This is a genomic window from Methylotenera mobilis JLW8 (assembly GCF_000023705.1).
Classification (GTDB): Bacteria; Pseudomonadota; Gammaproteobacteria; order Burkholderiales; family Methylophilaceae; genus Methylotenera; species Methylotenera mobilis.
The window spans coordinates 2,152,917-2,167,504 of the sequence record NC_012968.1; the positions used below are offsets into that span (position 1 = coordinate 2,152,917).

The 14,588-nt window shown below is 47.4% G+C and carries 13 protein-coding genes; 3 read left to right on the top strand and 10 right to left on the bottom strand.

Annotated features, from left to right (window positions below; all coding sequences use genetic code 11):
* Positions 1 to 41: 41 nt before the first annotated feature.
* The 9 genes from MMOL_RS10020 to MMOL_RS10055 form a co-directional block, all read right to left on the bottom strand.
* Positions 42 to 944, bottom strand: coding sequence for a phosphoribosylaminoimidazolesuccinocarboxamide synthase (locus tag MMOL_RS10020; protein ID WP_015832914.1), 903 nt, complete (start codon positions 942 to 944; stop codon positions 42 to 44).
* A 193-nt stretch (positions 945 to 1,137) separates the two neighbouring features.
* Positions 1,138 to 2,574, bottom strand: a complete 1,437-nt coding sequence (gene pyk, locus MMOL_RS10025) for a pyruvate kinase (protein WP_015832915.1) — start codon at positions 2,572 to 2,574, stop codon at positions 1,138 to 1,140.
* Positions 2,575 to 2,677: 103 nt separating this feature from the next.
* On the bottom strand, positions 2,678 to 3,859 hold the full coding sequence (locus tag MMOL_RS10030) for a phosphoglycerate kinase (RefSeq protein WP_015832916.1): 1,182 nt from the start codon (positions 3,857 to 3,859) through the stop codon (positions 2,678 to 2,680).
* Positions 3,860 to 3,870: 11 nt separating this feature from the next.
* Positions 3,871 to 4,890: a type I glyceraldehyde-3-phosphate dehydrogenase gene (gap, locus tag MMOL_RS10035; protein ID WP_015832917.1), complete on the bottom strand. Its 1,020-nt coding sequence runs from the start codon at positions 4,888 to 4,890 to the stop codon at positions 3,871 to 3,873.
* Positions 4,891 to 5,090: 200 nt separating this feature from the next.
* Entirely contained in the window at positions 5,091 to 7,076 is a 1,986-nt protein-coding gene (gene tkt / locus MMOL_RS10040; protein WP_015832918.1) for a transketolase, read from the bottom strand.
* 224 nt (positions 7,077 to 7,300) lie between these two features.
* Complete coding sequence (locus MMOL_RS10045) at positions 7,301 to 8,368, bottom strand: Gfo/Idh/MocA family protein (RefSeq protein WP_015832919.1); 1,068 nt, start codon at positions 8,366 to 8,368, stop codon at positions 7,301 to 7,303.
* Positions 8,369 to 8,462: 94 nt separating this feature from the next.
* Positions 8,463 to 8,846, bottom strand: coding sequence for a hypothetical protein (locus MMOL_RS12310; RefSeq protein WP_337998500.1), 384 nt, complete (start codon positions 8,844 to 8,846; stop codon positions 8,463 to 8,465).
* The gene (locus MMOL_RS10050; RefSeq protein WP_337998501.1) at positions 8,794 to 10,200 is read right to left on the bottom strand and encodes an AMP-dependent synthetase/ligase; all 1,407 of its coding nucleotides are present in this window, start codon (positions 10,198 to 10,200) and stop codon (positions 8,794 to 8,796) included. The genes MMOL_RS12310 and MMOL_RS10050 overlap by 53 nt, the downstream gene beginning before the upstream one ends.
* A gap of 56 nt (positions 10,201 to 10,256) precedes the next feature.
* Positions 10,257 to 10,823, bottom strand: a complete 567-nt coding sequence (locus MMOL_RS10055) for a thioredoxin family protein (RefSeq protein WP_015832920.1) — start codon at positions 10,821 to 10,823, stop codon at positions 10,257 to 10,259.
* A gap of 103 nt (positions 10,824 to 10,926) precedes the next feature.
* On the opposite strand from MMOL_RS10055, the gene MMOL_RS10060 reads away from it, so the two are divergent.
* A complete protein-coding gene (locus MMOL_RS10060; RefSeq protein ID WP_015832921.1) occupies positions 10,927 to 11,661 on the top strand; it encodes a 16S rRNA (uracil(1498)-N(3))-methyltransferase in 735 nt (244 codons plus the stop codon).
* Between the two features lie 40 nt (positions 11,662 to 11,701).
* Here MMOL_RS10060 and MMOL_RS10065 read toward each other — a convergent pair whose 3' ends face one another.
* Positions 11,702 to 12,082, bottom strand: coding sequence for a surface-adhesin E family protein (locus tag MMOL_RS10065; protein WP_015832922.1), 381 nt, complete (start codon positions 12,080 to 12,082; stop codon positions 11,702 to 11,704).
* 158 nt (positions 12,083 to 12,240) lie between these two features.
* Here MMOL_RS10065 and MMOL_RS10070 point away from each other — a divergent pair, with 158 nt between their 5' ends.
* Together MMOL_RS10070 and argA are read left to right on the top strand one after the other, a co-directional pair.
* Positions 12,241 to 12,753: a class I SAM-dependent methyltransferase gene (locus MMOL_RS10070; RefSeq protein ID WP_015832923.1), complete on the top strand. Its 513-nt coding sequence runs from the start codon at positions 12,241 to 12,243 to the stop codon at positions 12,751 to 12,753.
* A gap of 127 nt (positions 12,754 to 12,880) precedes the next feature.
* Entirely contained in the window at positions 12,881 to 14,482 is a 1,602-nt protein-coding gene (gene argA / locus MMOL_RS10075; RefSeq protein WP_015832924.1) for an amino-acid N-acetyltransferase, read from the top strand.
* The last annotated feature ends 106 nt before the right edge of the window (positions 14,483 to 14,588 follow it).

A 14,588-nucleotide genomic window follows, 5' to 3' on the forward strand; every position in this document is an offset into this window, starting at 1 on the left:
CTGTACTTGTTAGCCAAGGGCGCGTTTATTTAAGACCCCGCTTATTTAATGCTTAATGGCTGACCAGTTAAGCGCTCAAACGCTTCCATGTATTTTTCGCTAGTCTTGCTGGCAACATCGGTTGGCAATGCTGGTGCTGGCGGTGTTTTATCCCAGCCGCTAGCTTCCAACCAGTCACGCACATATTGTTTATCGTAACTTGGCGGGTTTTTACCCACTATATAACTCTCTGCAGGCCAGAAGCGTGAAGAGTCTGGGGTTAGCACTTCATCCATCACATGCAATACACCGTTCTCATCTAAACCAAATTCAAATTTGGTATCGGCGATGATAATACCGCGTGTCAACGCATATTCGGCAGCCTGTGTGTACAAGGCGATAGCAGCTTTTGCCACCTGTGCGGCCATGTCTTCACCAATCAGCGCTGCACATTGCGCCAAGCTGATATTTTCATCATGCTCGCCCACCGCCGCTTTGCTGGATGGTGTAAATAATGGCGCAGGCAACTTAGAGGCCTCTTGCAAACCCGCAGGCAGTGGAATATCACATACTGTGCCTTTGGCTTTATATTCTTTCCAGCCACTACCAACCAAATAGCCACGTACGATTGCCTCTATCGGCAATGCCTTGAGTTTTTTCACCACCACAGAGCGGTTCGCCAGCTGTGCTTTCTCTGCCTGGTCAGTCACCACACTGGTAGGCTCTATACCAGTCAAATGATTAGGCACGACATCTTTTAATTTTTCAAACCAGAAATTAGCCATTTGCGTCAGCATTGCGCCTTTATTTGCAATGCCGGTGGGCAGAATCACATCAAATGCAGACAACCTATCGGTGCTCACCAGCAACATCGTGTTAGCGTCGATATCATAAATATCACGCACCTTACCTTGATGGATACGTTTTAAACTGTGAATGCTGGTTTCTAATAAAGGATTGTTCATGAGTGATGATGACTATATTAATGGGTAAATTAACCTAAGCGTACATTATAAACGCAGTGTTTAATTCTGATAAATTTAAAATGCTGGATCCAACACAAAAACATGGCGGGAATAATTCATCCTACCACATCAACCGACACCAATAATGCCAGGTATGTCATGCAAGTAATTGGCGCGAGATGTATTGCTAGCCTTAGTCTTTGCTGTGCTCACCGATTTTTATAATTTTAAGCGTATTAGTGCCGCCTGGATGACCAATCGGCTCACCAAAAGTGAGCAACACTAGATCACCCACGCTGACCACACGCTGCCGTAACAGCACCTGTTCCATCTCCATGAGAATTTCATCTCGGTTCTTGCTAGCTTGCTCAATCGGATACGGGTACACACCGCGGTGTAATGTAAGCTTCCTACGCGCATACTTGTCTGGCGACAAGGCGTAAATCGGCACCTCGGCGTCAGCACGTGACAGCCATTGCGCTGCATTGCCGGATTGCGTCAGCGCAGCAATGGCTTTGACCTTCAAATGGTGTGCGGTATAAATCGCCGCAGCGGCCAATGCCTCATCGGTTTTAACAAACACCTGATCCAGCTTTTCCGCATGGTGGTAGCTTAAGTACTCTTTCTCGGCCTCAAGCGCCACACGGTGCACTGCTTGTACCGTTTCTAACGGATATTGGCCTGAGGCTGTTTCTGCGGATAACATTACCGCATCGGTACCATCTAGCACCGCATTCGCCACATCAGATACTTCGGCCCGGGTTGGGATGGGGCTGGTAATCATAGACTCCATCATCTGCGTCGCTGTGATTACCAATTTATTTTGGGCGCGCGCCATGCGGATCATGCGCTTTTGCAGACCAGGCACAGCTGCATCGCCTACCTCTACACCCAAATCACCACGCGCTACCATAATGGCATCAGAGGCATCAATAATGGCTTCTAAGTCAGCAATCGCCTCTGCACGCTCAATCTTGGCGATAATGCTTGCGGTGCCGCCAGCCTTGCGCACCAGCGTTCTTGCCAGCTCAACATCCAGCGCAGATTTTGGAAATGAAATTGCAATATAGTCAGCATCTAGTGCAACCGCAGTTTTGATGTCTTCCCGGTCTTTTTTGGTTAAAGCGTCCGCCGACAAGCCACCGCCTTGCAGGTTAATCCCTTTATTGTTAGACAGCACGCCGCCGCTCAGTACCACGCAATGAATCTGGTTACCCTTTACACGGTTAATTTGCATGGTGATACGACCATCATCCAGCAGCAAGATGGCATTCTCCACCACCTCTTGCGGTAGCGCTTTGTAGTCTAAGCCAACGTGATATTGGTCGCCTAACTCGCAGTCAGCATCCAGGATAAAGATATCGCCGGTCTTGAGCGTGATTTTACCGAGTTCAAATCTACCAATGCGGATTTTAGGGCCTTGCAAATCACACAGTACACCAACCGGCCGCCCCAACTTAACAGCAATATTACGAACAATTTCAGCACGCTTAATGTGCTCTTCCGCGTTACCGTGCGAAAAATTCAAACGCACAACATTAACCCCTGCGGTGATCAGGCGTGCCAGCATCTCTTCGCTGGTAGAAGATGGGCCTAATGTCGCGACTATCTTTGTTTTACGTAGTGTCAAACTGTTACCTTATTTTCTCGAAAAATAACAATCGCAAAATAAAAATGGGGCATATAGCCCCATTTTAAAAGTATTACCGTATAGCACTAAAGGTTAGGGCTAGTTAACTTTTAGCACGCAACTCCAAAATCTCAACTGCAGGCAATTTCTTGCCTTCTAAAAACTCTAGGAATGCACCACCCGCGGTCGAAATATAATCCACTTTGCTTTCAATACCATATTTCTGAATAGCGGCAATCGTGTCGCCACCACCAGCCAAGGTAAACGCTTTTGTATTGGCAATCGCATCTGCAATGGTTTTAGTACCTTCGCCGAACTGGTCAAACTCAAACACGCCAACAGGACCATTCCATACCACAGTGCCTGCGTTTTTAATGATCTCAGCTAATTCATTAGCAGATTTCGCGCCAATATCGAAAATCATATCATCTGTAGCCACGTCAGCTACGTCTTTCTTGACTGCTGGCTCGTTTGCATCAAACTTTTTGGCACAGACTACATCTACTGCAACTGGTACATCTGCGCCTCTTTGGGACATTTTGTCCATTAAGGTGCGTGCTACTGGTGCTAAATCATCTTCACACAATGATTTACCTACCTCTAAACCAGAGGCTTTTAAGAAAGTATTGGCAATGCCACCGCCCACGACCAACTGGTCTACTTTTTCAGACAAGCTCTCCAGCACAGTTAGCTTGGTTGAAACTTTACTGCCACCAACAATTGCCACCATCGGGCGTGCCGGGCTTAACAATGCCTTAGTCAGAGCTTCGAGCTCATTCACTAATAATATGCCAGCTGCTGCCACCGGTGCAAATTTTGCCACACCATGCGTACTCGCTTCAGCACGATGTGCCGTGCCAAAAGCGTCCATCACGAAAATATCGCATAGCTTGGCATATTTTTGTGACAATTCATCACTGCTTTTCTTTTCGCCTTTGTTAAAGCGACAGTTTTCCAGCACTACCAGCTCACCCGCCGCCACCTCAAAGCCACCGTCTACCCAATCTTTAATCAGGCGTACAGGTTTTGCCAACTTGGCGGAAATCACATCCACCACTGGCTGCAATGAGTTTTCTGCGGAGTAAACGCCCTCTTCCGGGCGACCCAAATGTGAAGTAACCATCACTTTAGCACCCGCATTCATGGCAAACTCAATGGTTGCCATGGACGCTGTAATACGCGCATCTGAAGTCACTTTACCGTCAGCCACAGGTACGTTCAGGTCGGCACGGATTAATACACGTTTGCCGTTTAAATCCAGATCTGTCATTTTGATCACGTTCATGACAAATCTCCTTATTTAGCAGCCATCATAGCAGCAACGTTATCTAACATACGGCAGCTAAAGCCCCACTCGTTGTCATACCATGCGCACACTTTAACCAGCATGCCGTCTTTGGTCACTTTGGTTAAAGTTGCATCAAAGTTAGATGAGAAATCAGTGTGGTTGTAATCCACAGAAACCAATGGTGCCTCGTTATAAGACAAAATGCCTTTCAGCGCGCTGCTATTAGCCGCTTCGTGCATGATGTGGTTTACTTCTTCTTTGGTGGTTGGACGTGATGGGGTAAATGTTAAATCTACCAGCGACACGTTGATGGTTGGTACGCGAATCGCGAAACCATCTAATTTGCCGTTCAGCTCTGGTAATACCAAACCTACCGCTGCTGCGGCACCTGTTTTAGTTGGAATCAATGAAGTCGTTGCAGAACGTGCGCGACGCATATCTTTATGGTGTGCATCAGTCAGCACTTGGTCATTGGTAAAAGAGTGAATAGTATTCATCAAACCATTCTCGATACCGATTTTCTGATGCAATGGCAACACCATCGGTGCTAGGCCGTTAGTCGTGCAAGAAGCATTCGAGATCACAGTGTGCTCAGCTTTGATGACGTGATGGTTCACGCCATAAACAACGGTTGCGTCGATATCTTTTTCGCCAGGCGCTGATAACAATACTTTTTTCGCACCTGCATCAATATGTGCTTGCGCTTTGGCTTTGCTATTGAAGGCGCCGGTACACTCCAGTACCACATCAATACCTAAATCACGCCATGGCAGCTCAGCTGGGTTACGCGTTGAAAATGTTCTAATTTTATGGCTATTGATAATCATGGCATCGCCATCAACACCAACATCAAATGGGAATCTGCCGTGTGCACTGTCATAACGTGTCAGATGGGCATTCTCTTCCGCATCCCCGCCTGAACTGTTGATCGCGATAATTTCAATATCCTTGCGACCTGACTCATATAAAGCACGCAATACCATGCGTCCAATACGACCATAACCATTAATTGCCACTCGAATTGCCATGATAATTCCTAAATATTTTCAATTAACTGTAAGCCAGTTTAAAGCATACACAGCTTAAATTCATCTACTACTTAAAGCTAGGCATCCGCTACCAAACACCAGCTCTATAAAAAAAATTAAGGCACCCCAAACTTGAGGTGCCTTTTAAAAACTAACTGACCAAACTTAAAAACTGATTGGGCTTGGTCAGTAGTAGTGTATTAAAGCACCGATTTAACAGTTGCAACTACGTTTTCAACTGTGAAGCCGAAGTGCTTCATCAATACACCACCAGGTGCTGATTCGCCGAATGTAGCGATACCAACTACAGCACCTTCTAAACCTACATATTTACGCCAGAAGTCTGGGTGAGCAGCTTCCACCGCAACACGTTTAACGCCAGCAGTTAATACGCTGTCTTTGTATGCTTGATCTTGACGATCGAACACGTTAGTTGATGGCATTGAAACTACACGTACTTTAGTACCAGCAGCGTTCAACTCAGCAGCAGCTTTAATCGCCAAATCTAACTCTGAACCGTTAGCGATGATGATTACGTCAGCTTTACCAGCAACGTCTGAGAACACATAACCACCCTTACGGATTAGGTCAAAGTCTTTAGCATCATGTTTGATACCAGGCACGTTTTGACGGCTTAATACCAAGCTTGATGGACCATCTTTACGCTCAACAGCAGCAACCCAAGAGATTGCAGTTTCTACTGAGTCAGCAGGACGCCATACATCCATGTTAGGAATGTAACGTAAACCTGATGTGTTTTCGATTGGTTGGTGAGTAGGACCATCTTCACCTTGACCGATAGAGTCATGTGATAAAACAGCGATAGTGCGTTGTTTCATCAATGCAGCCATACGTAATGCGCTCTTCGCATAGTCAGAGAACATGTGGAATGTACCGCCGAATGGAATCAAACCACCATGCAATGCCATACCGTTCATGATTGCGTACATACCGAACTCACGTACACCGTAAGAGATGTAGTTACCTGGCTCTTTACCAGATACGTGTTTGAAGCTAGCAGCTGCCGTCAGGTTAGAACCTGTCAAGTCAGCAGAACCGCCCAAGAACTCTGGCAATAATGGAGCTAGTGCAGTAATTGCATTTTGTGAAGCTTTACGTGTTGCAACGCCTTCTGCTTTTTCGTTAGTAGCAGCGATGAATGCATCAGTTGCTTCTTTCCAGTTAGCTGGCAAGTCACCCGCCATACGACGTTTGAACTCTGCAGCTTCTGCTGGGAATGCAGCTGCGTATGCAGCAAATTTTTCGTTCCAAGCAGCTTCTGTTGATGCGCCTTTAGCTTTTTGATCCCAGCCAGCGTAAACGTCAGCAGGAATAACAAACGGCTCATGTGGCCAGCCGATGTTAGCGCGAGTAGCAGCAACTTCTTCTAAACCTAATGCAGAACCGTGGCAGTCATGTGAACCAGATTTGTTTGGTGAACCCATGCCGATGATAGTTTTACAGCAGATCAATGATGGTTTATCTGTAACAGCTTTAGCTGCTTTAACAGCTGCGTCGATTGCAGCAGAATCGTGACCATCAACTGATTGAACGTGCCAGCCGTAAGCTTCAAAGCGTTTAGCTGTGTCGTCTGTGTACCAGCCTTCGATGTGACCGTCGATAGAAATACCGTTGTCATCCCAGAAAGCAACCAATTTACCCAAGCCCCATGTGCCAGCTAAAGCACAAGCTTCGTGTGATACACCTTCCATCATACAGCCGTCACCTAGGAAGCAGTATGTGTAGTGGTCAACGATGTCGTGACCTGGTTTGTTGAATTGGTCAGCCAATAGTTTTTCCGCCATTGCGAAACCAACTGCGTTGGTGATACCTTGACCTAATGGACCTGTGGTTGTTTCAATGCCTGGTGCATAGCTGTACTCTGGGTGACCAGCACATTTTGAGTGCAATTGACGGAATGTTTTGATTTCATCCATCGGTAGGTCGTAACCTGTTAGATGTAACAAGGAGTAGATCAACATTGAACCGTGGCCGTTAGAGAGCACAAAGCGGTCACGATCAGCCCAGTTTGGATTTGTTGGATTGTGACGCAAGTGGTGATTCCACAATACTTCTGCGATTTCAGCCATGCCCATAGGCGCACCTGGGTGGCCTGAGTTAGCTTTTTGCACTGCATCCATAGATAACGCACGAATTGCATTAGCTAGGTCTTTACGTGTTGCCATTGTTTTCTCCCTAATGATTAGTACTTGAGGACTTATAAAGATAGCGTTTTGCGCGAAACCTCATAAACCTTAATTGAAGTTTTCAAAAAAACAGCAAAATCCACTGCTTTTCCGTGAAAGCTAAATTATTGCTTAGATAGCTTTTTTCGGCAAGTAGAACGTAAGAAAAGTGGCGAGTTTCAACAACGCGCCACTTTCAAAATATCGCCTAAATGCCTCCGAATTTAATCGACCTTAACCAGACGCTGAGATGCAACTGACGCCAACACCGCCTCGATGGCTTTGCAGTTCGCTTTAGCATCGGCAAACGTTAAGTGCGTAGGCTTATTATTGAGTACACAGTCATTGAAATGCTCAATTTCCAAATTAAAGTGGTTACTAGGCGCAAAGCGCTCTTCGGCATACTTACCATCTTCAGTTGCCCACGACACAACTGGCACGTCATTCTGAAACACCCATGCTGCATGGCATTTCACCCAGCCTTTAGTGCCAATAATTTCATACTCTGACTTACGTGAACGCTCAAAACTCACGTCAAAATGACCAAATAACGCACGACCTTCTGCATCGCGGCCAAAATCCAGCACACCACTGGTCACAATGTCTGCACCTGCTGCGTTTAATTTAGCGTGCGCAATCACTGACTGCGGTTCTAGCGGCTGTACCTGATTCACACCAACGCCCAAGCCCATCACCCAGCGTAATGAGTGAATCGCATAAGGACCGATATCCCACATCGCGCCGCCACCTTGCGCCACGCTACCGGCTACCCGATACATTCGCGCCTCACGCATTAAGAATGAATAACTGGCGCGCGCCGACAGCACATCGCCAATCAAGCCAGATGCCACAATCTCCTGAATACGCGCATGTTGCGGATGGAAGCGATACATAAACCCCTCCATCACTTTCACGCCATGCTTAAGTGCCGCTTGTTCAATAGCCTCTATGTCTGCAACAGTCAGCGCCATCGGCTTTTCTATCAACACATGCTTACCGGCATTGATTGCCTTGAGCGCCCATTCGGCATGCTCATTATTAGCCATCGGGCAGTAAACAGCCTCAACATTAGCATCGTTAATCAGTGCATCCATGTCGTCATAACATTGTACTTGGCTCATATGACACGGCGCATACTTCTGCAAGGTAGCATTGGCCGCGCCAGCACGGCGACTAGCAATAGCAACCAACTGGGCGTTAGGTGCCTCCACAATCGCCGGCAGCAAACGCTCGTTCACACGCGCAGCACCCAGTATGCCCCAGCGTAATTTTTTATGTTCGGTCTGCGTCACAATTTATCCTTTATTCTCGTAATATCAACTTAAAATTTCCACCCAAAATATAGCGACACACCATACACCAAGCATGCCTCCAGCAGGCTACAGCTTAAAAGCCTTCATAGAGCTTTTGGTAATGCGCAGCATATTGCTGCAAAATAAGGTGGCGTTTAATTTTTAAAGTAGGTGTCAGCAGGCCATTCTCTACAGTCCACGGCAACGGCAACAACGCGACCCGCCTCACTTTTGCATAGCCAGGAAAAGACTTCATCTGCGCCGCTATACGCACAAGGGCAAAAGCACGCGCCTCACGGCACTCCAACACCACCGGCCAATCACTAGGCAAACCATGCTTTTGCGCCAGCTCCAGCCACCCATCCTGATTCACCACCGCTAACAACCCTAAATACGGCTTACCCTCACCTACCAACATCACCTGCTCAAACAAAGGGTCTGTCAGTATTGCGGCCAGTATAATCAATGCTGGCGACATCCCCGGTTTTTAGCCAGCCATCAGCGGTAAATATGGCTTCGTTTGCATCTACATTATTCCAGTAACCCTGCATCACACTAGGGCCCCGCACTTCTAAGCCGCCGGATACATCCAAACGCACCTGTACGCGGGGCAAAGCATGCCCTACGCTGCTAGGTACATTATCTTCCGCCTTATTGACGCTAATCACCGGGCTAGTTTCCGTTAGGCCATAACCCTGCACAATGGGCACACCCAAGCCGATAAAAGTACGCGCACTATCGGCTGACAATGCCGCACCACCTGCCACCGCCAAACGCAAACGGCCGCCTAAACGTGCCTGCAATTTATTAGCCACCAGGCACTTTAAGATGGGCCAACACAAATGCAGCCATTGCCACTTTGCCCGCCCTTGCGCGTAGTCAAAACGGCTATATCCAATTTTCACTGCCAGCGCAAACAGGCGCGACGCATAGGCCGGCCCAGCCTCCAACTTATTACGTAACGCCAACTGAATCCGTTCAAAGATACGCGGCACGGTGACGATAATAGTGGGGCGCACTTTAAGCAAATCGTCCTGCAACTGCTGCACCGAGCGCGCAAACGCGACGCTGGCGCCAGACATCATGGGCAAACAGTAACCAGCCATCCGCTCCAGCGCATGCGACAACGGCAGGAAAGAGAGAAACACGTCATGTGGGTAAACGGCAAAGTAGCTTAACGAATCCCAAGCATTACACATCAAGTTACGATGTGTGAGCATCACCCCCTTGGGTTTGCCAGTAGTGCCTGACGTGTAAATAATGGTCGCCAGTGCATCGGCGTCTGCCACGCGATGCTGCAACTCACCCTGCACATCAGCAGGCGGCAGCCATGCATCCAGCCCGCGCATACAAGCATCATCTTCACCCGCAGGCAATGGCTGACAACTCACCACACGCTGTAAATGCTTAAAATCTACACCCAGCGCATGAACCGCCTGCCAATCGCCGACACTATTCACCAGTAATAATTTTGCGCCTGAATCCTGCAGCACATGCGCAATATTTTCAGCACGGTCTGACACATAAAGCGGCACGGTGACCAAACCCAACCCCAAGGCAGCCTGGTCAAACGCGACCCAACTGGGGCAGTTCTTGAGCATAATGGCAACGCGGTCACCAACTGCCAAATGCTCAGCCAGCAAAGCCTGTTGCCAGCGCACTACCTGCTGCATGATGGACAACCATGTCATCTCGCGCCACTCACCCAACCCCTCATCAAAGTAGCGATAAGCGACACACTGCGACGAGCGCCTGACACGCTCATGAAACAACCCATCTAGCGTGACGACAGCCTCAGGCGAGATGTAATCAACAACATTTTGTCTTAACACTTTGGTTAGCACTTTGGTGAGTATTTAGGCTTAACACGCTGACTCATCACCAATGGTTAAATAGACTCCTGCGGAAACCACTTAATGCTACAGCCGATACTGGCGATTTGCTCTTTAGGCCCCTCACCGGTTTCTGCAATCAGTTTCATTGCGTTAAATAAATCCCTAGGATGATTCTCCTCCGACTGACGGCGGCCAGCGGCATCAAAGCGCCCACGATATTGCAGCTCCAAATCTGCATTAAAACCAAAGAAATCCGGAGTACATACCGCACCATAGGCTTTAGCCACTTCCTGCGTTTCATCCAGCACATAAGGGAATGGAAAGTTAAATAATTTAGCCTCTTCCATCATGCGTTCAAATGAGTCCTCAGGATAGTTCTCCGTATCATTACTCTGAATCGCAATCGTGTTGATGCCATATTGCAAAAGCTCGCGGCAATCATCAACCAGACGAGTCTTAATTGCCTTTACATAAGGACAGTGGTTACAGATAAACATCACTAGCAAGCCGTTTTTACCTGCGCTATTTGCTAACGTGTATCGCTTGCCATCCACCCCTAATAAATCGAAATCTACCGCTGGCTGACCAAAATTACAGACTGGGGGGTTTAAGCTAACCATTTTATTCTCCTTATTTCGTTATACTTATTACTGTGACAACGTTAACGTTTATATTATCACTTTTGTTTTACCGTTTGCTTTACTTTTGGAGTCGCCCGCGTCTATGGCTAATTTGCGCTTTTACACCCACTCACCTCTAGCACTTGGTGCATCGGTTTTACTCTCCGAAAGTGCGGCCGCGCATGCAACCCGCGCACTACGCCTAAGCGTGGGTGATGATGCGATTTTGTTCAACGGTGATGGTGTCAATTACAACTGCACATTAACCGAGATCAAGAAAAATAGCGTGACGGCAATGGTAAATGGCGCCACCGCAGTGCATAACGAATCCCCGCTCAACATCACCTTGGTGCAAGCAATTTCCAGTGGCGATAGGATGGACTTTACCATTCAAAAAGCGGTAGAGCTGGGCGTAAAAAGCATCCAGCCCATTTCCAGCAAACGTAGTGTAGTCAAACTATCTGGTGAACGCGCAGAAAAACGCACTGAACACTGGCAAAATATTGCCATCTCGGCGTGCGAGCAATCCGGCCGCGCCTATGTACCCAAGGTACTTACCCCTATATCACTTGAACAGTGGCTAGGTAATAATCCTGCAGCTAATAACACACGCATTTTACTCAACCCAATTGGTGCTGTGCGCTTGAACGAAATTGCCAAACCTACGGGTGAAATTCAGCTATTGATCGGGGCGGAAGGCGGGTTAAGTCAGGAAGAAATTGACTTAGCTACTGCACATAATTTCCAATCGATTGTATTGGGGCCACGCATTTTACGTACAGAAACCGCCGCCTTAACTGCAATTGCAGCCATGCAACTAGCATGGGGGGATTTTTAATTAGCTGTGCGCAAGCACTCGGATGGAAAATAGATGAACGCTAACGACTACATATTACGTTAGCTTTAAGCTCCCCTATGCTATAAGGCACCACATCTGACCAGCCAGTCTCTGCCTCTGGCAGACGGTAAGTTGTTAACACAGCACCTTTTGCCATATTGTCCGCATAGTATTGAATTGAGAGCGCTTTAAATTTCTTATTTTTGCAGTCATGCAGCTCCAGCCACTGCGACGATAGCTCACCTTTCGCCTGCTGCACATAATAGTCGCTCAAGGTGGACACCGTGACCAAACCGGCGGTCCGCTGTACCGAACCAAAATCAATATACATATTGCCATTATCGTTAGTTTGTATCATGGTCCACTCAGCTTGCGCCAGACTAGACCACACTGCCAACACTATCATTATAAATTTACGCATGCTTTACCTTGGCACCTTATACAGACTGTTTAATCTACGAGTTGCTTGATTCTATCGGATTAAATCCCCAACAAGACTAAATAACGCATTAAATATCACATGCACGATACACCTCTATAAAATAGCAATCTGATAACCTCACCCAAAAAAGGCTCAACATGCTAGAACCTGCTTCATCATGGATAGTGAAATTTGCACCGCTTATCAAAAGCCAAGGGCTAGTATTAGACTTGGCATGCGGCAGTGGGCGGCATGCCAAATGGCTGGCACAGCAAGGCTACCAGGTACATGCGCTAGACCGCGACCCGACTGTCACTTCCAGCATGCAAGGCATTGATGGCATACGCATCACGACAATAGACTTGGAAACTGCTGAGCCGCCAACATTTGAGTACAGCTATGACGGCATTATCGTTAGCCGCTACTTACATAGACCACTACTTTCCACACTTGCTAGCTTGCTCAAACCGGGCGGTATACTGATTTATGAAACCTTTATGCAAGGCAACGAGCGCTTTGGCAAACCTAGCAACCCCGACTTTCTGTTAATGCCGGATGAACTACTCAACATCTACTCACCACTGCTTAAGGTGCTTGCTTTTGAACAAGGTGAAGTACTAGAGCCTAGGCCAGCTATGCTACAGCGCATTTGTGCGCAAAAGGTTGCATAAGACAGCGCATTCCAAACGTTCAATCACACTATATTTAATTTGTATTATTTACAATTTTAATTTACATTAATGTAAATAATACAAATTAACACTACCAAGCAACCAACCAGAAAACTAAGGCTAAATCATGTCTCTTGGTCACAGCATACGGACTCAACGCAAATCACTGCACTTAACACTGCAGCAACTCGCCTCTAAAATTGATGCAGATGCAGGCAATTTGTCACGTATTGAGCGCGGTGAATTAGGCGTTTCCGAGTCGCTACTACGCAAAATTGCATCTGCATTGGAGACAACACCGGCCAACCTTTATGCTGATAGCGATGACGCAACACCAAACAATAAATCGGGTGAGCAAGCGCACACTTACACCAAAAGCCAATCAGAGCAAACCAACAGCACCAATGCCAAAGATTTTGTGCAGTGGTTCCGTTCTGCCACACCTTATATCCACGCTTTTGGTGGGCGCACGTTTGTGATTGCATTTGGCGGCGAAGTAGTAAGCGAGCAGCAATTCATCGCACTCTCGCACGACTTAAATCTGCTAGCTAGCTTAGAAGTACGCTTGGTATTAGTACACGGCTCGCGGCCACAAATTGAGCAACGCTTAAAGCGCGATAACATCTCTCCACTGTTCCATAACGGCTTGCGAGTCACCGATGATGCCGCGATGGAGGCAGTAAAGGAAGCCAATGGTGCCATCCGCGTAGAAATTGAAGCCTTGCTTTCAATGGGGATTGCCAACTCCCCCATGGCCGGCGCCGACATCCGCGTAGCTAGTGGTAACTTTGTCACCGCCAAGCCGCTAGGCGTGCACGATGGTGTAGATTTGCAACACACCGGCGAAGTGCGCAAAGTCGATGCGATCAGCATCCAAAAACGGCTAGATGACAATGAGATGGTATTACTGTCTCCACTAGGCTATTCGCCAACCGGCGAGGCTTTCAACCTAAGCTTAGAAGATGTTGCTGTGAGCACTGCAGTGGCATTAGATGCAGACAAGCTTATTTTCCTGATGGACTCAGAAGGCGTACACAACCTGCGCGGCGAGCTATTGCGTGAGATGACCGCAGAAAAAGCCAAGAATCTACTCAAAAATGTGAGAGAAACCGAACAAGCCATCAATATTTCGGAAGACGTCACTTACTACCTACCAGCAGCCGTGCGCGCCTGTGAGCATGGCGTGGCTAGGACGCACTTAATTAGCCGGCATATCGACGGCGCCATCATTCAAGAACTGTTCACACTGGACGGCATTGGCACCATGGTGACAGAACTGAGCCTGGAAAGCATGCGCCAAGCTAACATTGATGATGTGGGCGGCATTTTAAAGCTGATAGAACCATTGGAAAACGATGGCATTTTGGTCAGGCGTGGTCGTGAACGGTTAGAAATGGAAATTAATCATTTTCATGTGATGGAGCATGACAACCGCATCATCGGCTGCGCAGCACTCTACCCGTTTGAATCAGAACAGACCGCTGAGTTTGCATGCCTAGCCATCGACCCGGCATACCGTGGCGGCGGGCGTGGTGATAAGTTATTCTATTACTGCGCCAACGTAGCCAAACAGCGTGGCCTTAAAAGCTTGTTCTGCCTCACAACGCGTACCGAGCATTGGTTTTTAGAGCGTGGCTTTACCGAACAAGGGGTAGAAAAACTGCCGGCAGAGAAACAAAAACTTTACAATTATCAGCGTAAATCTAAGGTGTTTAGGAAAACATTGTAAATAAAGCTCGGAATCAAGTATGCGAGAGCAACTTTATAAGTTGCAAAATTAATAGAGTCACTGAATCAATATACTCAGACGCTGTTGATTCAGTGAATATTATTTT

Excerpts from the sequence above, each read along its gene's own strand:
- MMOL_RS10020 (WP_015832914.1), bottom strand. The coding sequence starts at position 944 with ATGAACAATCCTTTATTAGAAACCAGCATTCACAGTTTAAAACGTATC.
- MMOL_RS10030 (WP_015832916.1), bottom strand. The coding sequence starts at position 3,859 with ATGAACGTGATCAAAATGACAGATCTGGATTTAAACGGCAAACGTGTA.
- gap (WP_015832917.1), bottom strand. The coding sequence starts at position 4,890 with ATGGCAATTCGAGTGGCAATTAATGGTTATGGTCGTATTGGACGCATG.
- tkt (WP_015832918.1), bottom strand. The coding sequence starts at position 7,076 with ATGGCAACACGTAAAGACCTAGCTAATGCAATTCGTGCGTTATCTATG.
- MMOL_RS12310 (WP_337998500.1), bottom strand. The coding sequence starts at position 8,846 with ATGTCGCCAGCATTGATTATACTGGCCGCAATACTGACAGACCCTTTG.
- MMOL_RS10055 (WP_015832920.1), bottom strand. The coding sequence starts at position 10,823 with ATGGTTAGCTTAAACCCCCCAGTCTGTAATTTTGGTCAGCCAGCGGTA.
- MMOL_RS10060 (WP_015832921.1), top strand. The coding sequence starts at position 10,927 with ATGGCTAATTTGCGCTTTTACACCCACTCACCTCTAGCACTTGGTGCA.
- MMOL_RS10065 (WP_015832922.1), bottom strand. The coding sequence starts at position 12,082 with ATGCGTAAATTTATAATGATAGTGTTGGCAGTGTGGTCTAGTCTGGCG.
- MMOL_RS10070 (WP_015832923.1), top strand. The coding sequence starts at position 12,241 with ATGCTAGAACCTGCTTCATCATGGATAGTGAAATTTGCACCGCTTATC.
- argA (WP_015832924.1), top strand. The coding sequence starts at position 12,881 with ATGTCTCTTGGTCACAGCATACGGACTCAACGCAAATCACTGCACTTA.